General features: G+C 59.8%; 19 protein-coding genes. 1 reads left to right on the top strand and 18 read right to left on the bottom strand.

Going from position 1 to position 22,275, the window contains the following annotated elements; genetic code table 11:
* Positions 1 to 32: 32 nt before the first annotated feature.
* The 16 genes from ASD50_RS13865 to ASD50_RS13790 form a co-directional block, all read right to left on the bottom strand.
* A complete protein-coding gene (locus tag ASD50_RS13865) occupies positions 33 to 764 on the bottom strand; it encodes an ABC transporter ATP-binding protein (RefSeq protein WP_200952417.1) in 732 nt (243 codons plus the stop codon).
* Positions 745 to 1,470 carry an ABC transporter ATP-binding protein gene (locus ASD50_RS13860; protein WP_056242301.1) on the bottom strand — a complete coding sequence of 242 codons (726 nt, stop codon included), beginning with the start codon at positions 1,468 to 1,470 and terminating at the stop codon, positions 745 to 747. The genes ASD50_RS13865 and ASD50_RS13860 overlap by 20 nt, the downstream gene beginning before the upstream one ends.
* Entirely contained in the window at positions 1,467 to 2,417 is a 951-nt protein-coding gene (locus tag ASD50_RS13855) for a branched-chain amino acid ABC transporter permease (protein ID WP_056242299.1), read from the bottom strand. The genes ASD50_RS13860 and ASD50_RS13855 overlap by 4 nt, the downstream gene beginning before the upstream one ends.
* Positions 2,414 to 3,292 carry a branched-chain amino acid ABC transporter permease gene (locus ASD50_RS13850; protein WP_056242298.1) on the bottom strand — a complete coding sequence of 293 codons (879 nt, stop codon included), beginning with the start codon at positions 3,290 to 3,292 and terminating at the stop codon, positions 2,414 to 2,416. The genes ASD50_RS13855 and ASD50_RS13850 overlap by 4 nt, the downstream gene beginning before the upstream one ends.
* A gap of 61 nt (positions 3,293 to 3,353) precedes the next feature.
* On the bottom strand, positions 3,354 to 4,586 hold the full coding sequence (locus ASD50_RS13845) for an amino acid ABC transporter substrate-binding protein (RefSeq protein WP_162252025.1): 1,233 nt from the start codon (positions 4,584 to 4,586) through the stop codon (positions 3,354 to 3,356).
* Between the two features lie 363 nt (positions 4,587 to 4,949).
* The gene (locus tag ASD50_RS23410; RefSeq protein ID WP_162252024.1) at positions 4,950 to 5,264 is read right to left on the bottom strand and encodes a DoxX family protein; all 315 of its coding nucleotides are present in this window, start codon (positions 5,262 to 5,264) and stop codon (positions 4,950 to 4,952) included.
* Between the two features lie 46 nt (positions 5,265 to 5,310).
* Positions 5,311 to 6,708: an amidohydrolase family protein gene (locus ASD50_RS13835; protein WP_082549663.1), complete on the bottom strand. Its 1,398-nt coding sequence runs from the start codon at positions 6,706 to 6,708 to the stop codon at positions 5,311 to 5,313.
* 137 nt (positions 6,709 to 6,845) lie between these two features.
* On the bottom strand, positions 6,846 to 7,862 hold the full coding sequence (locus ASD50_RS13830; RefSeq protein WP_056242289.1) for an ABC transporter substrate-binding protein: 1,017 nt from the start codon (positions 7,860 to 7,862) through the stop codon (positions 6,846 to 6,848).
* Between the two features lie 92 nt (positions 7,863 to 7,954).
* Entirely contained in the window at positions 7,955 to 8,815 is an 861-nt protein-coding gene (locus tag ASD50_RS13825; protein WP_156465099.1) for an ABC transporter permease, read from the bottom strand.
* Positions 8,816 to 8,865: 50 nt separating this feature from the next.
* Positions 8,866 to 9,654 (bottom strand): ABC transporter ATP-binding protein, encoded by a 789-nt coding sequence (locus ASD50_RS13820; RefSeq protein WP_056242285.1) that lies wholly within the window; start codon positions 9,652 to 9,654, stop codon positions 8,866 to 8,868.
* A gap of 343 nt (positions 9,655 to 9,997) precedes the next feature.
* A complete protein-coding gene (locus tag ASD50_RS13815; protein ID WP_056242282.1) occupies positions 9,998 to 10,363 on the bottom strand; it encodes a hypothetical protein in 366 nt (121 codons plus the stop codon).
* Entirely contained in the window at positions 10,360 to 11,220 is an 861-nt protein-coding gene (locus ASD50_RS13810) for an extradiol ring-cleavage dioxygenase (RefSeq protein WP_056242279.1), read from the bottom strand. Before ASD50_RS13810 ends, ASD50_RS13815 begins: the two co-directional genes overlap by 4 nt.
* A gap of 24 nt (positions 11,221 to 11,244) precedes the next feature.
* Positions 11,245 to 12,444 carry a CaiB/BaiF CoA transferase family protein gene (locus ASD50_RS13805; protein WP_056242276.1) on the bottom strand — a complete coding sequence of 400 codons (1,200 nt, stop codon included), beginning with the start codon at positions 12,442 to 12,444 and terminating at the stop codon, positions 11,245 to 11,247.
* 8 nt (positions 12,445 to 12,452) lie between these two features.
* The gene (locus ASD50_RS13800; protein ID WP_056242272.1) at positions 12,453 to 13,265 is read right to left on the bottom strand and encodes a citryl-CoA lyase; all 813 of its coding nucleotides are present in this window, start codon (positions 13,263 to 13,265) and stop codon (positions 12,453 to 12,455) included.
* Between the two features lie 24 nt (positions 13,266 to 13,289).
* Positions 13,290 to 13,868, bottom strand: a complete 579-nt coding sequence (locus ASD50_RS13795) for an NADPH-dependent FMN reductase (RefSeq protein ID WP_056242269.1) — start codon at positions 13,866 to 13,868, stop codon at positions 13,290 to 13,292.
* Positions 13,869 to 14,155: 287 nt separating this feature from the next.
* A complete protein-coding gene (locus ASD50_RS13790; protein ID WP_056242265.1) occupies positions 14,156 to 14,956 on the bottom strand; it encodes an IclR family transcriptional regulator C-terminal domain-containing protein in 801 nt (266 codons plus the stop codon).
* A gap of 296 nt (positions 14,957 to 15,252) precedes the next feature.
* Here ASD50_RS13790 and ASD50_RS13785 point away from each other — a divergent pair, with 296 nt between their 5' ends.
* Positions 15,253 to 17,916: an EAL domain-containing protein gene (locus ASD50_RS13785; protein WP_413813894.1), complete on the top strand. Its 2,664-nt coding sequence runs from the start codon at positions 15,253 to 15,255 to the stop codon at positions 17,914 to 17,916.
* A gap of 93 nt (positions 17,917 to 18,009) precedes the next feature.
* Here the strand turns inward: ASD50_RS13785 and ASD50_RS13780 are convergent, their stop codons facing one another.
* Positions 18,010 to 19,104, bottom strand: coding sequence for a patatin-like phospholipase family protein (locus ASD50_RS13780; protein ID WP_056242264.1), 1,095 nt, complete (start codon positions 19,102 to 19,104; stop codon positions 18,010 to 18,012).
* On the bottom strand, positions 19,101 to 22,154 hold the full coding sequence (locus ASD50_RS13775; protein ID WP_056242261.1) for a hypothetical protein: 3,054 nt from the start codon (positions 22,152 to 22,154) through the stop codon (positions 19,101 to 19,103). The genes ASD50_RS13780 and ASD50_RS13775 overlap by 4 nt, the downstream gene beginning before the upstream one ends.
* Between the last annotated feature and the right edge of the window lie 121 nt (positions 22,155 to 22,275).

Below are 22,275 nucleotides of genomic sequence, written 5' to 3'. Positions count from 1 at the left end.
ATAATATTGATATTGCTATATAATTGCTTAATCTAACCTGCGCCGAGCAACGCTCGGCGTATCTCTTCCTGATCGATTGTACCGGCATTGCTGTCGAAGTGGCGGGCAATGCGACCATGGGCCAGAATGTAGGCCCGCGATGCGACATCGATGGTCTGCAGGAAGCTCTGCTCCGCCATCAATATGGTCAGGTTGCTCTCCCGCTGCAGGGTCTGGATCGCTTCGATGACCTGACTGACCACGATTGGCGCGAGGCCGACCGACGGCTCATCGACGACGACAATCTTCGGGACCGTCATCAGCGAGCGGGCGATTGCAAGCAATTGCTGCTGGCCGCCGCTCATCGTGCCGGCAAGTTGTGTCTTGCGTTCGAGCAGGAGCGGGAAGGTGCGGTAGCAGTAAGCGAGATTTTCGTTCAGGCGATCGCGCACCACCGGATTGCTGCCGGCCAGCTTCAGATTGTCTTCGACGGAGAGGCTGGGCACGAGCCTGCGGCCTTCCGGAACCATGGAAAGGCCACGACGGACGATTTCGTGCGGAGGCATCGCAGTCAGGTCGAGCGTGCGGCCATCATGCTCGAGGACAATGCGCCCGCTGGTGGGCTTGATGAAGCCCATGATGCAGTTCAGCAACGTGCTCTTGCCGTTGCCATTGGTGCCGAGCAGGGCGACGAATTCTCCCTCGGAGACTTCGATCGATACTTGATGGAGGACGGACACTGCGCCATATCCGGCGCTCAGATTTTCAATGATGAGCCTGTTCACCGAAATACACCTTCTGCACCTTCGGGTCCCTGGTAACTTCCTCAGCGGTGCCGGAAGCGATCAGCTGCCCCATTTCAAAGCAAACGATGCGCTGCGAAAAACGCATGACGGCATGCATGATGTGCTCGATCATGATGACCGCAACGCCTTGCTGGTTGAGCTTCATCAGGATGGCCAGAACCTCGTCGATCTCGGCTTCCGACAGCCCGGCCATTGCTTCGTCGGCGATCAGCACCTTGGGATTGCCGACGAGCGCCCGGGCCAGCTCGAGCTTGCGGAGTTCGAGCTGGGACAGGTCTTCCGAAGGATGTGCGGCGCGGGCGGACAGTCCTACCGATTCCAGCACTTCGGCGGCGCGCCGGCGTTTGTTGGCAGTACCGTGAAGGTAATCCAGCGGGACGAGCAGGTTTTCGGTGACCGACATGCCCCTGAATGGCTGGGGAATCTGGAAGGTGCGCGAGATGCCGAGGCGTGCACGCTTGAAACTGGGCTGGACGGTGATGTCTATGCCTTCGAATTTCACCGAGCCATTGTCCGGCTTCAGGACACCGGTGATGCAGTTGATGAGGGTGGTCTTTCCGGCGCCGTTCGGCCCGATGATGCCTAGCCGCTCTTGCGGCATCAGCTCGAGATCGACGGGACCAAGCGCGCGGAACAGACCGAAGGACTTTTCAACGCCGTGCATGGAAAGAACAGGGCTGCTCATCGCGGCGTCTCCCGTGAACGGCGAGCGACAAGGCCCAGAATGCCATTCGGGGCAAGTGCGACGAATGCGATGAGGACGATGCCGACGAAAAGTATGTTCAACTCGGACGATATGGTGATGGTGGCGATCTGCTGGGTGGAGGCCATAAGCAGGGCGCCGATGACAGGACCGAGCCAGGTGCGCGTGCCGCCGATCAAGGGCATGGCTATGGCGTTGAGACCGATCAGCAGGCTGAACACTGTTACGGGCTCGACGAATGAAGTGTAGAAGGGGTAGGGCGCGCCGGCTGCAGCCAGAACTGCGCCGCTGGCGGCGCAGGCAAGCAGCTTCAGCCGCAATGTCGGCACGCCGGAACATTCCGCCGCGTTCTCGCTGGCGCGAACGGCACGCAGGCCGCGCCCGACCCAGGATATCTGCATCCACCGCGCCAGGGATACGCTGGCGACGGCGATGAGCAGCATGAGGAAGAACATGTATTGCGAAGGGCCTGCCGCCCATGCAGGCGGCGGAGGGCCATAGACGACTATTCCGCGGGCTCCGCCGAGGGCGGGGATGTTATGGATGATCGTTTCGAGGATTATGACCAGCCCCAATGTAGCGATGGCGAAATAGACACCCTGGATGCGCAGCGTCAGATAGCCCATCAGCACGCCCAACAGCGCGCCAATCAGGCAGGCTGCGACGAGGCCGCCCAACAATGGGATGCCGAAGGTGTTGAACAGGAAGGCGGATGCGTAGGCTCCGGCCCCGAAGAACCCCGCAGCGCCAAAGTTGATGTAGCCCGCGTAGCCTCCGAGGATGTTCCAGCCGGTGGCGATGACGACGTATTGCAGGATGACGTAGCCCGCGAAGAAATAGAACGGGTTCTTCAGCACGTGCGGAGCGAGAAGCCCAGCGAGCAAAACAGCCACTGCCGCTATCAGAAAGATCTTGCTGTCGCGTGTCATCGCGCGGCTCCGAACAGCCCTTGAGGACGCAATGCGAGCGCCGCGAGAAGGATGGCGAAGGCAACGCCGGGAGACCAGGCTGGGTTAAGGTAAGAGGAGACTAGGGATTCGGCGATGCCGAGCATTATTGCCACGACCAGCGTGCCCGGGATCGAGCCCATGCCGGCAAGGACGACAATGGCGAAAACGCGCCCAATCTGGAAACGCCCACCGAACGGGTCGATAGGTCCGATAAGTACCAGGGCTGTGCCGCCGATGACGGCGGTGGCGGTGGCCAGCCCAAAGGCCCGGCGCTTGACCGCAGCGGGGTCGAGGCCGGCGATGGAAAGCGCTCTCTCGTCATGGGCAACCGCGCGGATGGCGGTGCCGGAATTGGTGTATTTGAAATAGAGCCAGAGCAAGCCGATTGTGACCGGCCCAAGCAAGGCCGGCACGAGCAGCCGACCGGGAATGGCAATCTGGCCGAACTTCAGGCTGGTTCCTATGTAGGGCGCGCTCACCGATTGCAGTTCGGACCCGAAGAGCAGAACGAGAAATATCTCGATGACCAGCGACAGCCCGAAGAAAAGCGTGAGGCTTTGCAGCACCTCGGCGCGTCCGCGCCGTTCAAAGCTATTGGCATAGAAGGTGTAAAGCAGCATGCCGAGCAGATAGAACGGGATGATGCCGAGGGCAGCGGCGATCAACGGATCTATGCCGAGCCTGTTTGCCTGAACGACAAAATATCCGCCCATGATCACCAGAGCAGGGTGGGCGATGTTCGGGATGTGCAGGATGCCGAAGGTGATCGCCAGTCCGAGCGCGACGACGGCGTATATGCTGCCGAATAGCACGCCGGAAACCAGCACGTTCAAAAGGATGTCCAGTGTTGTCATATGGCCTCGTCCGAAGCCGGGCGTTGGCTTGCCCGGCTTCGCCGTCTCGTGCTGGTGGCGGCTAGCTGGCGCGAGCCTTGTTGTAGGGATGGATAAACTCGCCGGACTTTAGTTCCGGAGGATCAAGGATGACCTGATGGCCCGGTTCGCGGAACTGGGCGAGATCATTGCCCTTTACGTTCTGGATCTGAACCATCAGGACGCGGCGCTTCGTCCAGTCGCCGATGTCGTTGAACGCTGCCGGACCGACGATAGTTTCGACGGTATTGCCGTGAAGCCAGGCGGCCATCGCTGCCTGATCGAGCGACCCCGCGCCGGTGATTGCGGCAGCCGCAAGTTGGCCGGCGACGTAGTAGAACGGCGGTACATAATAGCCGAGCGGATCGACGCCCTGCTTCTCGGCGATAGGCACGTAACGATCGAAGAATTTCTTGATCTCAGGTGTTTGCATCGTCGGCTCCGGGGCAAACAGATGGCTGTTCACCACGCCGTTCAGTTCCGGACCAAGCGAACTCAGAAGCGACCCATATTGCGGGCCGATCATGGCGCCGCCGAATATCTGGACGCTGTCAGGAAGGCCGATTTCGCGAATGCCGTGGATGATCGCCGTGCTGTCGGCGGGATATGAGCCGACGAATACCGCATCGGGATTGGCGGCACTTATGTTGCGCAGGATCGATGAGAAATCTGAGGTATTCGGCGGGTAGCTCTGGTTGAAGACGATTTCCATGCTGTATTCTTCCGCGACCTTGGCTCCGCCGACCGCCGCGTTCTTGGAGAACTCAAGGTCGTTGGCGAGGATGGCGACGCGCTTCACGCCCACCGATTTGGCAAGGTCGAAGAAACCGCGCGCCCAATCCGTTCCAGAGTTCGGACCCCATGCGGCGCTGTGGAAGAATTTGTCGTGGCGAGCCTTTTCGTTGGCGGCGAGCGGGAACATGCCGATCATGAACAGGTCGCGCTGCTTGATGAAGGGCATGACGGGGGCGGTAAGGCTGGCGCCGTATGGCCCGAACAGGACATCGCACTTCTCGACATCGGCGAGCGCCGAATAGATTGCCGGGATGTTCGACGCCGAGCTCTGGTCATCGAGCAGGACAAGCTCGACCTGTCTTCCCAGCAGGCCGCCTGAGGCATTGACGTCATCACGCCAAAGTTCGTAACCGATCTGGCCGTTCTTGGTGCCGGACAGGGCGCCGGTGAGCGAAATGCTGGCGCCGAAGCGGATTGGCGTGTCCTGGCCGAAGGCTCGGCCAGCCAGCACCGAAGGCATGGCGATACTGGACGCCGCCACGGCTGCCAGCCTATTGAAATTCCGTCTCGTAATCACAGTCTGCTCCTTCATATATTTCGCTAAGCGAAATCTTTTTCATTATTTGAGAGTAACCGCTGACCTATGCTTGTCAATGCTACTTGCGAAGGAGAGGGGTATACCTCGCGAGTATTTTACTCGGGGCAGGGGAATAGATATTGGCAGATGGAGGGCCGGCAAGCAGACTCGCCGCATCCATTGCAATTGAAACGCGCCAGATGCTTGCAGCTTACGTGCTTGTGCATGCCGGCGGTTGAGCGTCGGGCCGGGTTGGGATCAGGTATTGCTGGCAGAATTGTTGCTGGACGGAACTTTCTGGCAAGTTCACTGCCAAGTTGGCTGTTGTTACAACAAGAGGCCGATGCAGAGTGCCGCCATCAGGAGCGGAAATTGCATGCGTAGCCATTCCTGTGTCTTGCTGAGCGAGAATACCACCCCAGCCAGGACTACAAGAGCGAGAAGGGCACCGTAGCTGCGTGTCGATGCAAACAGCAACGCGGCAGCCGAGAGGAGTTCAGCAACGCCAACTGCAACGGGCAGCCATGAAGGATAGCCCCAGTGGGCAAACTCTTCCTTCACGAAATCCGGCCCGGTGAGGTTGAGGTAAGCCGAGCCGGCGAGGATGAGCGCGAGCGACCACACAACTATCTGTTCAAGCACGCCCATCCCCCCATCTGAACCGCAAATTATTCCGCTTACAGGCCGGTTAGCAGGCTGTCGCGCGATAAACGGCGTTTCCTGCGCAGCCCGGACATTGCGGAGCGAGGATGCCGCCAGCCGCCGTGCGGATGCGCATGGCCGACTTGCCGGCATTGCCGACGATGGCGGGCACATCCGCTCCCACCAGCTTGCCGCCACGCTTGAGGATGCGGCCATCGACCATGACGGTGTCGATGTTGGCCGGTGTTGCCGACATGACGACCGTTGCCTCGATGTTTGCCAACGGGGCTATGTTCACGTCGTCCGTGCGAATGAGGATGATATCGGCCTGTTTGCCGGGCGTCAGCGATCCGGTGACGTCGCCGAGACCAAGGGCGCGGGCTCCGTTGATGGTGCCCATTTCGATGACCTCGTGCAGGCCGATGGGCGGCAGATGCGCGGTGTCTGTGCCCTGCCACGGAACTCCCATATTCCAGGTGAGACGCATGTTTTCGAGCATGTTCGGCGGTGCGAGAGAGGTGGCGTCCGAAGAGAGCGAGATCATCACACCGGCCTCCCGCATTTTCAGCAGGGCGCGGCGCGCATCGCCGGTTTCGCCAAGGCGCAGTTCCGAGTGCGTCGCATAGCTGAGCGGGGTGCCGGTGCGGGCCATCGCCGCGCGGTCGCTCTCTGTTGCCGCGATGTAATGGCAAAACAGGAAGTTGGGGCCGAGGAAGCCGCGGCGTTCGTAGTCGGCGGCATCGTCGGTGTTGGGTGCTGCCTGGCTGGCATGGATGGCGACCGGAAGCCCAAGCTTCAGCATCGTCTCCATTTCTTCGTAGAAGACTTCGATATTGCTCTGGATAGGGCCGCGCAGATTGACACCGAGATGCACCAGACCTTTCAGTCTTGTCGGATCGGCAAACCATTCGTCCTGGACGCGCGGCAAATCCTCGTAGCGATTGACCTGATCGACGGGCAGCTTGTCGATGTGGCCCATGGCGTAGCGGGCACGCAGACCCGAATCCCGATGCGCCCGCAATTCGCCGTCGAGGTGTGCCGGTGAGCGGTTGTTGTGCGACCAGTTGTGCACGGTTGTGACGCCGCCATTGGCAAGTTCGGCCAATCCGAGGCGGACGCTGTTGTAGAAGTCGTCGGCATCGTAGAGCGCGGCGGTGGCCCACTTGGCAGGGAAGTACTCATAACCGCCATCGGAGACGAAGTTGCGGCCAAGCGCGCTCCACATATGGTAGTGGGAATCGATCAGGCCGGGCATGACGATCATATTGCTGGCATCGATGACTTCGACCCCGGCGGCCTCAATGCCGTCTGCGATCTTTTCGATGCGGCCATCGCGAACCAGCACATCCGCGCGCGGCAGCGTGCCAATCGCGCGATCGACGGTGATTACCGCCCCGCCACGAATGAGATAGCTGCCTTTTGCCTGGTCGATGATTACCGTCATGTCTGAAAGTCCTTGTCGTGTGAACTGCTTGTTTTGAGAGGCCGGCCTTTGCGCCGTTGCCGGCCCCTGGCAATGAAAGGGCACGGTCGGGTATTGCCTTAACCCGACCGTGCCTGCGGCAGATACCGCCTGGAAGGCTATTTCAGGTAATCGTTCGTGACGGCTTGGCTGACGTCGACATCGGCCGAGATCAAACCGTTCTCTAACATGAACTTCTCCTGCTTCTCCCAGACGGCCGGGTCCTGCCAGCCAATACCGTTTGCTTCGGTTTCGGCGCTGACCGAAATGCTTGCGATCTCGGCAAGTGAAACCACTGCCTCTTCCTTGCTGATCGACGGGATCTGCTTGATGACACCGTCGGCGGCGGCAGACTGGTTGGCGATCATCCACTCGACGCTCTTGCGCCATGCGCGCAGGAACTTCTTGTAGAGGTCGGGGTTCTTCTTCAACGCTTCCTCGTCGCCAACGAGACCGAAGGTGTAGAAGCGCGGCACGCCGTAGTCGGTGAAAGTGAAGTAAGTGTAGGTCGACTTGTCGTCGGCAGGCTTCTTGATCTGGACGTTATAGATCGGCGGCTCGTCCCAGCAGATGGCGTCGCCCAGCGCGTCGATGCGTTGGCTGAGCAGAAGCGGCATCTGCGTGAAGCCGACGGTGACGACGTTGACCTTGGAAAGGTCGGCACCGCCCGCCTTCAGGCTGTGCTCCAGCATGACCTTGTTGAAGGGAATGCCGGTGATGCCGACGTTCTTGCCTTCAAGCTGCTTGAGGTCCTTCACGCCGGCTTCGGCGGGAACAAGAATGCCGGTCGTGCCGGTCTGATGGTTGGCGCCGATCGAGACCACCGGGAGGCCCTTGCTGCGGGCCGTGATGACGTCGGTGGAGTGGGCCGTGGCGAGTTCAGCGCCGCCTGTGGCGACGAGTTTCAGGCCGTCGGCGGGCGATGTCGGCGAAATCAGTTCGAGTTCCAGGCCTTCGTCGGCGAAGAACTTGTTGTCGATACCGTTGATGACGGCTGCGTCCCAAATGCCGGGCTTGGCGATTAGCGCGTATCTGAACTTGGTGAGGTCAGCCGCCAGCACTGAACTGGTCAACGCAATTGTGGAAGTGAGCGCGGCAACGGCGATGGTCCACGGCTTCAGTCTGAAGGCAGTCATATTTGCTTCCCCTTGAATGCGACGGTTGTACGTCTTTGTTATGGTTGGGTTTTCGTTTCTAGGCTGGTGAAGAACTTCCAATCCGGCGGCGGTCACTGCCGGGGGCGAGCGACCGCCGCGGCGGGAGCTCTGGGGTTTTGGCTGGCGCGTAGCCACGCCATTGACGGGCGGGCGTAGATCCATGGCATGGACAGGCGTTCGATCAGCCCGACAAGGCCGAACAACGCCATGCCGGCAACGCCGAGCACGGTCAGCGAGGCGAATACGCGGGTGGTGTTGAGAAGCGCGGTGTCCTGGGCGATGAGGTAGCCGATGCCTTGGCTCGCACCGACCCACTCACTGATGGTGGCACCGATGACGGCCAGCGTGGCGGCCACCTTCAGGCCGCCGAAGATGCTGGGCAGCGCAACCGGCAGGCGCAGCTTGAAGAAGATCTGCGCAGGGGTCGCGTTGAGCGAACGGAAGAAGTCGATGAACTGCGGTTCGAGGCTTTTCAGGCCGGTCACCGCAGCGATGGTTAGCGGGAAGAAGGCGACAATCGCGGTGATGATGATGCGCGGCAGGCTGTTGTAGCCGAACCAGATGACCAGCACCGGAGCCATGGTGATGATCGGAATGGTCTGCGAGGCGACAATGAGCGGCAGCACGCCACGGCGGAACGTGGACGAATAAAGGATCAACACGCTGAGGATTGCCGAAATGATCACCGCCGCGAGATAGCCGGCCAATGTCTCGATCAGAGTTACGTGCAACTGCGGCAGGATCACCGTCGGGCCGCTGATGAGGAGCTCCTTGAATATCTCCGTCGGCGCCGGCAGCACGAAGGGCTGGATCTTCAACAAATGGACGGCTGCCTCCCACGTGGCGAGCAGCGCCACGACGATGCCGAACGGCAGTGCCGCATCGCCGAGATGCGAGAGGAGGGAAGCGTTTCTGCTTTTCTGCGCGGTCATTACGGTGCCTTCGTCGAATTGTTGGTCCGGCGGGTCGTTGCGCCGGATTTTCAATGCAGGGCGTCGAGTGCGCCTTTGTCGCCTCGCAGCAAGGCGAGGACCTGCCGCTTATGGTCAGCAAACTGAGGGGTCATGGTTACGTCCCGGCCTCGGTCGTAGGGCAGTTCGATCGGCACGATGCCGGCAAAGCGCATCGGCCGGGGTGTCGCTACGTACACGCGATCCGACAGATAGATGGCTTCATCGGGGTCGTGGGTGATGAGGATCATCGTCTGCTGGAATTCACGCTGAATGCCGAGCAGCCACTCATGCATCGTTGCCCTGGTCAAAGCGTCCAGCGCGCCGAAGGGTTCATCGAGAAGCACCACGGAGCGGTCGCACAGAATGGTGCGCAACAGCGCTGCGCGCTGGCGCATGCCGCCCGACAGAGATGAGGGATATGAATTTTCGTAGCCTTCGAGACCGAAACGGCGCAGGAGCGCCGCCGCACGGTTGCGAGCCGCTTCCATTGGTTTGCCGGCAAGTTCTGGGCCGAGCACGACGTTGTCGAGGATGGTGCGCCAGGGCAGCAGGAGGTCGCGCTGCATCATGTAGGCGACATGGCCCGGGCGTCCGACAATAGCCTTGCCGTCCAGCGCGACCTCACCGGAAGTCGGGCTGAGCAGGCCGGCGATAACGTTGAAGAGGGTCGATTTCCCGCAACCGCTGGGGCCGATGATGGACACGAATTCGTTGCGGTTCAGCGCGAGATCGACGCCGTCCACTGTAGGCACCAAGCCGCGATCGGGCGTCGCGTAGCCGCTATGCAGGTTGGAAATCTGAAGTCTTACGCCGTCCATACGCCCCAAACCTCGTTTGCTCGCAATGACGGAGGTAAGGCCAAAGGGACGATTGGCGCTTTTGCGCTTCTCATCGTTGGTCCTCCCACCAATAGCAAGAACTCTAACATCGCTGGAAATTTCGGTCAACGAAATATTTTTCGCGCAACGTCGATTTTTTTGAAAAAGAAGTCGGCGGGCCGTTGCCGCCTGCCTGTTGCTTGAAAACGCAAAAGCCGCCCCGGTCGCGATCGACCGAAACGGCTGAATTACCGGGATTTTTGGGTCTGACGAGGCGCGCCGCCCTCAACCCTGTTCGGCCAGGCCCAAAAGTTGTGCTGGCACTGCCTGAGGCGCAACAAGCCTATTCGCCAACGGGCGGGTAGTCGCGACCTTCCCAATGGGCGAGGCGCTTGGCAAAGTCGCGCTGGAAGGAAAGCGGCCCATATTTCTGCATCCAATCCTCGTCGTAAATGGCGATGAATATAGTCAACGACAGGAAGAAATGTGCGCCCATCTCAAACAGCGCCACAATATCGTGGTTGATCAGGGCGTCACGTTCGGCGTCCGTCAGTGAGTGGACGGTCGAGCGTTCCACATCGTTGAGCTTGGGGCCGATCGACTGTTCCCAGGTCGTGACGAGGCTTCTGGGGTCTTCCTTGTAGCGGCGCAGCAGTTCCGGATCCCGGTCTACCGTGAAAAGGAACTTGTTGACGTAATATCTGCTCATTGCGCCGCTCCTTCCGGGTACCAGGTGATGTAGGCTTCCATCGTGTGGAACAGGCTGAGGCTATCGGAATAAGCCGCAGGGATCGGCCCGGCGATACCCATCATCAGGATCAGGTCCATGAAACCGTGGGTCGCGTTGCCGCTCCTGGCCATGCTTTCATGAGTGACGTTGGCGAGAATGGCGTCGATGTTGCCGGTGGAAAGCCATTCGATGGCCTGCCTGTCGAACTCGGGATCGGGACCGGTTTCGCGGAATTGACGCGGCCCGCCCAGTTCAAGCGACAGATGCCCGCTGCCGATCGCGGCGATGCGCTTGTCGGACGGATATTCGTCGATGATCTCGCGGATAGCGCGCCCCAGATCCCAAAAGCGCTTTGGCGAAGGCAGTGGCGGAGCGAAGATGTTGGTGTAGATCGGCACGACAGGCAGGTCGGCCTGTGGTCGTGTGGTGATGATCGGGCAGATGATGGAGTGGTCGAGCTTCAGTTCGTTGCTGAAGGCGAAATCGAAGCCGCGCGCCAAAAGGCCTTTGTGCATGAAGTTCGACAGGTCTTCATGGCCTTCCAGGACATATTTCGGAATGCCGAATTCGCGCTCTTCATTGTAGAAGGTCGCGTCGTAGCGGGGCGACTTGCCGATCAGGAACTGCGGGTAGTTGTCGAGGAAGAACTGGTGGAAGTGGTCCGCGCCGACCATGACCAGAAGTTCCGGCTCGGCCTTGGTCAAGGTTTCGCGATAGGCTTCAACCTTGCGCTTCCATTCCGGTGCTTCGGGGATCTGTTGATCCGCCGGTGCGGTCGTCGCCTTCAGATAGAATGGGTGGTGCGTCGTGGCCAGCACGGCTGCCAACTTTGCCATTGGTTCTCCTCCTGTTGGCCTGCTTCAGGCGATAGCTGCGCTGCTTGCCGGCGTTTTGGTCTCTGCTTCGCGCTGCGGCCACGCCTTTGGCGCGTGTGCCAGCGCCTCGCGGATAGCGTCGCCATGCTGGTTGATGACGGGAGCCGCACTGACGGTTCGTGCCTTTTCACCATCGAACGAATAGGCGGGGCGCACGGATTTATGGGCTCCTTCGACACGGTTCGCGACAGGCACGATCATTTCAAGGTGTTGCGCCTGCGGATCGCTGACCACGTCCGAAATCGAGTTGATCGGAGCAAAGGGCACATCGAAAGCCGAGAAGCGCTCATTCCATTCGCCGCGGTTGCGGGTCGCGAAGATGGCGTTCAACTCGGCATTCAGCGCATCATAATTCTCGATGCGGAGAAGGCGGGTAGCAAAACGCGGATCGGCGTTGAGGTGCTGCGCATCAATGGCTTCGACCAACGCGTCCCAGAATTTCTCCAGTGACGAGAGATGGAACGCGAACAGCTTGTTGTCCTTGCAGCGCATGATGTAGGCCTGCGCCAGCCTTGGCCGGTCGGTGCCGCTCGGTTCTTCGCCCAACGCGAAATAGCCCATGAAGGGCTCGACTGCGAAATGCATCATGGCTTCCAGCATGGAGATGTCGATTCGTTTGCCCTTGCCGGTGCGGTTGCGTTCCACCAAGGCCCCCGAGATTCCAAGCGAGGCATAAATGCCGGTAATCGCGTCGGCCAAGGCAGGTCCGATGAAACGCGGTTGCTTCGGATCGATGGCGACGCTGAGGAAGCCGCTGACTGCCTGGGCGACGGAATCATATACGGGCCGCTGCGCATACGGACCGTCCGGCCCGAAGCCGCTGATCGAGCAATAGACAAGCTTCGGGTTGATCTTGATGAGGGTGTCGAAATCGGCGCCGAAGCGAGCGGCCGCGCCGGGCCGGAAATTCTGGATGTAGACATCGGACTGGGCGATGAGCTGGTAGAATATGTCCCTGTCGGCCGGAGCTTTCAGGTCGAGCCCGATGGCCCGCTTGTTGCGGTTGTAGGCCTGGAAATGGGCGCTGTAGAACCCGGTCTTGAAGGCGCGATAGGGATCGCCGTTGCCCGCCGATTCCACCTTGATGACATCGGCGCCGAGATCCGCCAGCATCATGCCGGCACAGGGGCCGGTAATGAAGGTGCCTTGCTCGACGATACGAATTCCGTTCAATACGCTTGTCATGACTTGCCTTAATTCTCGTTGGCTACGAAGCCGGCCGGGGCAGGGCCGTCGTAGCTGATGACGCTTGCTGCGCCGCTGGACATGATGAAGCCAATGGAGCGCTGCTGTTCTTCAAGCAGATGCGCGACCAGGCTGGCGGTGCGCGCCAGAAGCGGAACGCCCTTCAACGCCAGAAGCGGATAGCCGGCATCGAGCAGCACGCACGGAATGCCGCCGGAGACGTTCATCATCAGGGGCTTGCCGATGATGTCGGGCAGCACGCGCTCGACCGTTCGCGCGATCTGCGCATAGATGCCGGCGGTCTTGACCTTTTCGCCCAGGGTGATGAGTTTCTCGGCGCGCGGGTCGCGGCCCTTGTGAAGAGGGTGGCCGTAACCGGGAATGGCGCGCTTTTCCGCACGATAGCGGCGAAGCACGGTTTCCGTGGCCGCTTCGACGCTGCCCGCGGCTGCCTTCTGCTCGTCGACGATATCCTGATAAAGGCGGCCTGCCGCTTCGGAAGCGCCGAGTATGACGGAGCCACAACCCAAAAGGCCTGCTGCGACGGCTCCTTGCAGCGCCTCGGGGGCGGCGGCAAGGGTCATGCGGCTGACCTGGACGCTTGGCACCATGCCATGCTCGGCGATGGCGACCAGAGTCGCATCGAGAATGCGCCGCTGTGCATCCGTAGGCATCTGACCGGTAATGAGAAGCCAGATGTGTTCCGTGAATGAAATTTCCCCGACGAGATTTTCGACCAGATCGTGGCCGCGCACGATGATCGTCTCGGGATTGGACGTGCAAATGGACTGGAACGGGGAGGTCTGTTTGCCGATTTTCATGATTTTTCTCGCACACTCAAACCGTCAGCCGAGAACCGGCTCTGCGACCCGGGAGTGGGTGCGCACCCAGCGGTGGAATTTTTGCATGTAGCCTTGCAGGAAAGCCTTGGTGGATTCGTCGGCAATCTCGCCGTCTGATGTGATCATGCCTGCCGTCAATTGCAGGTAGACCTCGGGCTGTCCCATGGTTGGCATGTCGAGATAGCCCAATATTGCGCGCAGGTGCTGCTGCGCGGCGACTGTGCCCAGCCTTCCTAGGGACGCGCCGGCGATTGCCACCGGCTTGCCTGTCCAGGAATTGGCATTGGCGGGCCGCGACAACCAATCGAGCGAGTTCTTGAGAAGTGCGGTTATCGAGCGGTTGTGCTCAGGCGTCACGATCAGAATGCCGTCGGCGGCCTCGATCGATTTTCGCAAGCGAAGCACCGGCGAGGGCATGCCGGCTTCCAGGAGGCTTTGATTGAACAAGGGCAGGTCATCGAGTTGGGGGACGTCAAAGCTGAGGTCGGTTCCGGCAAGGCGCATCATTGCCTTTGCAAGGCTCTGGTTTACGGAACCGGGCCTCGAACTGCCGATCAGAACTGCAACGCGTAGCGGTGCCAAACTCTTGCCTCCCCAGTCGAGGAGCCGCCCTCCTGGCGGTGCATCCTCAACTCAATAATTCGTCAGGCGAAATTATTTTCGGATTATGAAGATGCCGACATAGGGTTGTCAAGCTCGGGAAAGCGGTTTTTGTACATAAGTAGAATGAGGGCGAGGTCGCGCGGGTAAGGGAAAACAGAACACCCTGGCCCGGCGCGTTTTCTTGTGCGCGCAAGGCTTGGCCTGCTTATTCCAGGTTGCGTATGAGAACTATCGAAAAGGTCGATTTTGCCAGCCGGCCTGATACATCAATGCATACCGAGCGAATGAAGCAGGGCAGGGTAGCGAAGGAGCAGGTTCGAGACGCGGGCGGCTGCTACCCGCAATTCGGCAAGCCGCTGTTCCAAAAGGTCCTGCGGCTTCAGTCGTGGCGAATAGCCGGATGTGTTGACCGCAGCCACCACCTTGCCGACGTTGTCGCGGATCGGTACGGCAAGGGCCGTAATGCCGTAGTCGAGCTGGTCAACGGTGACCGAGTAGCCATTGACCCGAACATCGGCCAGGATTTTGCGCATTTCTTTTTCACCGGTGACGGTAACGTCGGTGAGTTTGCGCAACTCCGTTTTCTCAAAGTAGGCGTCGATCTCTTCCGGTGGCAAATGTGCCAGCAGGACACGTCCCATCGATGTCGCGTAAGCCGGGTAGGTGACGCCGATGCTGGCCATGCGGCGGGCAGCCCGCGTTTCGGACACATGGGCTATGTAAAGAACGTTGGCACCGTCGAGCACGCCGACATTGGCTGCATCGCCGAAGAGTTCAGTGATGCGATGGAGTTCAGGCATTATCGCTTCGTCGACGCGAACCGCCTTCAGATAGGCAGAACCCAAGGTGAGGATACGCGGCGCCAGCAGGAAATGCTTGTGATTGCGGCGCACGAAGCCCAGTGCTTCAAGCGTGTGCAGGTTGCGCCTGACCGTGGCTGGCGACATGTCGACCTTGCGAGCCAGCTCGGTTAGCGTCATCTCCGGTGTCGATTCGTCAAACGCTTCGATGACGGCGAGGCCTCTTGCCAGCGCTTCGACATATTCGGGGTTTTTGTCTTCGCTCATCGGCTGCTGCAATATCTCGGCGGGTTCGATGGTGTCTCAATGACACAAAGAGATTCTATCATGCAATGTCTTAACCGAATGGAATTTCGTGTAGCGAAAGTGGTGATAAGCTTTTTGCCGAGGCGCTGAAATCGATTTTCTCTAACGCTGCCGCTGTTCGTTTGGACCACTCTTGGCCTGATCTCGATTGAAATGTTCATCCAATGTTTTGTACGTAACACTGCAAGGCTAATTTAAGTTAGTTGCATTTAAGATGACCGCGACACGCCACAGGTGCGTTTAACGTCAGCGGTATGATGCGTTTGTCTATCGTCAAATTTCGTCGGCTTTGGCCCGCCTTGGCAACATGGTCGAACGTCCCTGCGGCGATCGCAACGGTTGTGCTTTTGCTGGCCGCGTTTTTTGCCGACTATCAGAACAAGATCGTGTCCGAGCAGTCGCTTCGGGCGGAAGTTGCCAGTCACGTCAATCTCATTCGAGCCAAACTCGAAGGCAACATCAATGCCGATATCCAGCTTGTCCGGGGTCTTGTCGCGACGATCGTGACCGAGCCGGACATGAAGCAGGACCGTTTTGCCGAACTTGCAAAGAATGTGTTCCAGGAAGAAAGCCAGCTTCGCAACATTGCCGGCGCCCCCGGCCTCGTCATCAGCTTGATGTATCCGCTGGAAGGGAATGAGAAAGCGATAGGGCTGGACTATAGCCAAGACGAAAAGCAGCGCGAAGCGGCGCTACGGGCGCGCGAAACACACCAGATGATACTCGCCGGACCGGTTGACCTTCGTCAGGGCGGGCAGGGATTTATTGGCAGGTTTCCGGTGTTCCTCAATCGGGGTCAGCCCAACGAGACGTTCTGGGGTGTGATCTCCGCAGTCATCGACATGCATAAACTTTACCAGGACTCCGGCCTTCTCGATGAAAATCTGCCGATTGAAATCGCCTTGACGGGAAAGGATGCTTTGGGCGGTGGGGGTACCCGCTTCTACGGGGGCGGCCGCATAACCGATGACAAGCCGGTTACCGCGCAGGTCCTCCTTCCAACGGGGTCCTGGCAAATCGACGCTATTCCCGTGGGTGGGTGGGGTTCTGCTCGCACCAATACATGGCTGCTGAGGGCAATCATGCTTGCCGGCGGCTTGCTGGTCATTGGGCCGATAACAGTTGCCGGCAGGTTGTTCAGGGAAAGGCAGGAACACTATCGCGACCTGCACGACAGCGAACAACGGCTGCGCAGGCTGTCGCGCCGGCTGGAATTGGCGCTGGACGCGTCGCAACTCGGCGTTTGGGAACTCGACCTGCAGACGAATGTGATCTGGTGGGACGATCGTCTCAATGAAATCTACGGCAGGCCTGCGGATGGAGAACCGAGACGTCTCGAAGATTGGGCGAATACGGTCCACCCCGACGATCGGGAGCGGGCGAGGGTCGACTTCGAGCGCGGGGTTGCCCAGGGCTTCTATTCATCCGAGTATCGGCTGCTTTTACCTGGCGGACAAATCAAGCATGTCCGGGCCCGGGCAGTTCGCTATCAGGACGGCGACGAGGCGCCGAAACTTGTCGGTGCGGAATGGGATGTTACAACCGATATCGCGATGACGCGCGAACTGCAGGGTGCGAAGAACCTTGCGGAAATCCGAAATGCGGAGCTGATCGACGCTCAATCGCGCATAGAATACGATGCGCTTCACGATTCCCTGACGGGTCTGCCCAATCGGCGCTATCTGGACAGCGAACTCAAACGGGACGGTTCATTCGGTTCCGACAAAATTGCCATCCTTCATATTGACCTGGACCGCTTCAAACAGATCAACGATACGCTGGGCCACGCGGCGGGCGACGCCATGTTGATCCATGTGGCCGGGGTCCTGAAATCTGCGGTTAGTCCGGAAGATTTCGTTGCCCGTATCGGAGGGGATGAGTTCGTCGTCCTGTGCCGCTCCGGCTTCGATGCAGACCAACTTGGCGTGCTGGCCGACGAGATCATCTCTCAAATGCGCCAACCCGTTTACTACCACGGCCATCAGTGCCGGTTTGGCGTCAGCATTGGCATTGCGCTGGAGGATTCGGAGTTGTCCGACCCGCGGCGCCTGTTGGTGAACGCCGATATCGCGCTCTACCGTGCAAAAAGCATGGGCCGCAACCGGCACGAATTCTTCAGCAAAACCCTGCAAGCCGAGATCGTCAGAACCAAACGCGTGGCGGATGAAATCCTCGGCGGTCTCGAGCGCAATGAATTCTGCGCGCACTATCAACCGCAATTCGATGCGCGGACTTTGGAAATTGCTGGCGTCGAGGCGCTGGCACGCTGGAACCATCCCCGTGAAGGACTATTGGCGCCGGACGCGTTCCTGGGCGTGGCCGAGGAACTGAATGTCGTTGCGGATATCGACAAGGTGATCCTCGAGCAGACGCTGGCCAATTTCGCGCGGTGGAAACTTCTGGGTCTGCCGATACCGCGAACATCCGTCAATGTGTCGGCGCGACGCTTGCGCGACGAGGAACTGATCAAGAGCCTGAACAAACTCGACATTCCATCTGGTTCGGTTTCCTTCGAACTCGTCGAGTCGATCTTCCTTGATGAAAACGACGAAGTCGTCGTGCGTAACGTCGAGCAGATCAAGAAACTCGGCATCGACATCGAAATCGACGACTTCGGCACTGGCTATGCGTCAACCGTAAGCCTGCTTAGACTTCAGCCGCGCCGCCTGAAAATCGCTCGCCAGCTTATCGTGCCGATCGTGGAGTCACCCAAGCAGCGGCAAGTGGTCGCTTCGATCATCGATATCGGAAAATCACTTGGCATCGAAGTGGTGGCAGAAGGCGTCGAGACGATGCAGCATGTTCGGACCTTGCGGGACATGGGTTGCGACCTGTTGCAGGGCTATGCGCTGTGCAGACCGCTGACCGAAGCGGCTCTGACCGAGTTCGCGCGCTACGGGAAACATCGCCGCGCAATCTAGATGGCCACTTCTCAATGGGTTGGTCGCCGGGTTTTGTGGTGCCGGCCTTCGGCTCGCTATGCCCGCATCCGGTCTTTCCCGAGTAGCCGTGGGTTACAGCGACCCCGCAATCTGTTTTTCAGCCACTGCCGATGCCATGGAATAGATGCTCTCCATGGTGGAGAGGCTCGTAATGTCGCGAATCCTGGCCAATTGCCGGGCAGTCATGTCGATGCCAAGTTCGTCCTTCAGCCATTGGTGCTCCAGGAGGAGATCGTAGCGCCGGAACGTGAACAGCGGTTCGGGCGCTATGCATACTCCACACAAGTTTCCAATCTCGGAATTGATCGACCAAGGCGTCTGGCAGCGTCCTAGCGTCTGCATCATCATCAGAACCAGCGTGTCGTTGTCCGACATCATCGAGCGCAAGGCGTCGATGGCGAAGGGGGCGGCAAAGCGGGACGAGAAGGATTTGCGCTCGACGCGATAGCGAAACGAACCGGTCCCGATCGATGTTATCTCCAGTTGGTCCTGGCCTGTTTCCCAGCCGTAGCCGTAAGCGGGAACCGTAGCGATATGGAGCAACGCCAAGCCAGGGTTGTTATGTGGCGAAACGCCTCCGTCCACGAACAGGCCCGCGGTCTTGCCCTTCACGATCTCGATGAGGTGAGGGTCGAAAAAATGCGGAGCAGCCGTCGAGGCCCGGATGATGTTGGCAAGCGAGTAGTGGCGATTGCCGATGTAACTGCCGTCTTCGGGATCGTTCCAGTAGGGCGCTGCACTGTTGTTGGTCAGGAACCAGACGGCGCCGGTATCGACACGTTTGGTAATGATGGCGAGGCCTGTCTTGAGATCGGGGGCGGCAAGCGTGCGGTCGCCGACGATTCCGAGGAATTCACGCTGGAGGGCCTCCGCGCTGAAAATGGCGTGAACAAGAGGGATGCGGTTCCAGGCACGCCTGAAAACATTGGGCGCAAGCCTGAAATAGTGATCCTTGATCTCCGACAGTGGTTGTCCTAGCGCAAGACCTGTCGCGATGATCGAGCCTGTGGAAGTGCCCCCGATCAGGTCGAAATGCTCATGCAGTGCGATCGGGCGCCCGTGATCGAGCCGAAGCCTCTCTTCCAATCGTTCGAGGAACGCGATCGACGCCACGCCGCGCAGTCCACCGCCGTCGAGCGCCAGTATTCGTTTCGGCCTGTTCGTCATGTCCTTTGCCAATCCGTTGACGTTTCTTCGTCCGGATCGTCATGGCGCCAGTTTCCTTCCTCATCGCGAACTATGATGATGACTTTCTTCCCCATCGTCTTTGCCCGCAGCAGGGTATCTCCTGCGCTGCCGCTGCCGGAATTGCCCGCACCGTCATAGACGGCCACAAGTACATCGCAGTTGTCGAGGATATCGGATGCCTGGCTGCGGTGCGCATCGAGACCTGGCCTCGGTTGCGAGGTTCTGGCGACCCCCACATGGGCAATATCTCCGTGCGGTACCCATTCAGCCGCACCTTCGACCGCACCTTCTTCGGTAAGATGGATGAGGTTGTCCGTGCCGGAACTGTCTTTCTCGACCCTGGAGAACGGAAAAAACAACAATGGCTTGGTAGCGCCGAGGCCTGTCCAGGCGTCGACCGCAATGCGGTCCGCTCCGGGTGCGTATCCACTGACGAGCCCTCCGATAGCGCCACGCGCAAGCCGGCCGGCAAAAAACACTTCGAGAAACAGCGCCAGGCCCTGAGGCCCGTTCGTCCGATCTAGATCTCGATGGCCGACGAATCCGAAAACGGGCGCTGGAGTTTCCTGCCAATCCCACAGCGATGAAATTTCAACAGGCACCTGTACATTTGGTCTGCCGCTCTTTGGGGGCGGGGCCGCCCAAGCTCTGGCCGCCGCGCCTATGGCATTGGCCAATGCCAGCGTTTCCTCTGCCGGATGCGAAAAGAAATCGAAACGGACGCGGCACAGCCTTGCCGAGATGGCGGGCTTGGCCATGAGTGCCGAGAAAGCCTGACGAGCGCTTTCGATGGTGGCATCGAGACTGTCGCGACCGGGCTCGCCCGCAATGACGATGCGGATTTCCGTTGGCGAATGTGTCTCGCCGGAAAATGCGGGGTCCTGCACGAAGCGGCAACGCGGTTCGAAGACGGCGATGTTCGATTTCTTTGGCAGCTTTTCCGTTCTGGTTGCCAGTACGAGAGTACAAACGCGTTTCGTCCACGCGCTGACATCCACGTCGCGGCCACTGTCTCCTTCGACAAGCGTGCGCAAAAGGACAGCATCCCAGCGCCTCGTTACCGCGTCGAGATCAGACCAGCCATGCATGTTGTCGTGCAGGCGTCGCTCGTCGTTTCGTTGTGAGGGGGCGGGTTTCGGCGTCATTTTCCAGCCGTCCAGCGCTCGGTCCGCCGTCCAGCGATTGTGTTCGGCAATCGCCACGGCAAGTATTCTGGAAGCGCGATGCGTGCTCTCGATATCCTGAGCCGCGGCGCCGGATTTCCACCAGCGCCTTGGCAATTTGCCGTCCTGCATGACATCATAGTCCATGATGTTTTCGGTCGCGACATAGGGATCGCGCAGCTCGGCATCGACGGCGGGTACCATCCTGCCACGGTGCCGCCATTGCCCGCCCAAATCCTCGAACTTCATGACGGCATGGCGGTGAAGCCGCCGATTGGCGTTTCGTTTCGTTTCCGAGAGGTCGTCCCAGGGTTCGTCGCTGAATACGAAACTCGGATCGGCCAGCCGCATCCTGATGCCTTGGGCTCGATAGGCCTCGTGCAGCTCCCTTGCGATCTGATCCGGATCGTCGTCGCAAGCCGGCGTAGCGGCCATCGTTGCTTCCAGAGCCCCGAATGCCCGGGCAATGCCGATCGGATGGGTCGACAACACTGGCGTGTCGCCCTGATGCCCGCTCCAAATTCGTACATGGATCGGGGCAGGTGGAAGCGTTCTTTTCAAAATGGCCATGTGGAGTGCGGCGGCAGCCCGCAGGTTCAACGAGTCGTCGCCCGCGGCAAACACCCACGCCGTTGCCGGCCCATGTTCGGAAAGAACCCGCTTGAGGCCCTCGTCCGCCCCGAAATCGATCGTGTCGGCATCGGCAGCTTCGATGTTGATGCGGGCCCGCGCAGCGATAGGCAGTGATGGCTCGTTATCGTTCGGGAAAAGCGCCGGTGCCCGGCGCTTGAGCCGGCTACGGACAAGGGCAGCGTTTCGGTCGAATATCGATATGACGGGTGCCTCAAGACCCGTTCGCCAGGCTGTCAGCAAGGTTTCCACGGCAACCGACTCGCCCTGCGCGCCACACCCGACAATGACAAGATGAACGCGCCTCTGCCGCTTTTCGAGCGCCACGCGATCGAAGCGGGCTTGCGCAATCAACAGACGTGCGGCTTCGGCAGGCAGCGAAAAGCCCTGGACGTTGGCGGCTCCCAGAAAACCGCGAGGGGCGGTTTCAGGCAATGTTGCAGCAAGGTCAGGGTCGGACAGAACCGCACGTACGGCATGCGGCGCGTCGCTCAGGCTATTGCGGGCGGAGACCGCTGCATCGAGTGTTTGCATATCGCTGCCTGACGCGACAAACACGCATGACGAGCGCTCAATCCGCACGCGCCGGTGCAAGGCGGGGTCCGAGGGATCACCTTCGACGAGCACCACGTTGTCGCGTCGCGCCGTTTCGGCAAGAGCCGGCGTAACCTCGCTATGAATGGCGGTGACGAACCTGCCCTGCCTCCACCACTGGTCCACCTGCGCGACGACCGGCAGACCGAGCATCCATTGTCCAAGGCTATGCCTCAAGCCATCTACATGGGATATTGCCGCCGGCCGGTGCCGGACACGGGTAGCCAGTTCATGGGCAATGGCCTGGCCAACCGGGCCGTAGCCGAGAACGATGGCGCGCCTTCGATGGCCCAAGATCTGGATACGCAATAGAAGGCGGCGGGCGAGGCGGGGTGCGAAGAAGGCAACAACTGCCGCTGCTGAAAAAACCAAGGCGGCATAGCGCGCGGCCTCAAGAGCGAGATTTATCTCGGCAGATTGGGCGGGATTGTTGCAGTCTCGGTTGAATTCGAGGACGAAAAGTTGTGCAGCCCGGTAGAATGCGTCAGCCAGCCGCCGCAATCCCGGCCATTCCCAGCTCGCGCCGCCGCCATTCGCCAGGACGCAGCTATCAAAGAGAAACGCCGTGGCGCCGAATATCAGTACCGCGGCGAATGCCAGATACTTCCCGTATCTTAGCAAGCCGTCGACAAGGCGAACCATCCTCACGCCCCCGTTGCGCGCCTTGCCGATTTAGACACATCATTACCTGCATCGTCCATACATGCTCTTGTTTCCCCATTCGGGCGACGATGACGAGGCTTGTCCACCAGAAGCACTATGG

The organism is Mesorhizobium sp. Root552, assembly GCF_001427285.1.
GTDB lineage: Bacteria > Pseudomonadota > Alphaproteobacteria > Rhizobiales > Rhizobiaceae > Mesorhizobium.
Note: the sequence above shows the minus strand (reverse complement) of the source record. Positions and strands in the feature narration are given on the sequence as shown.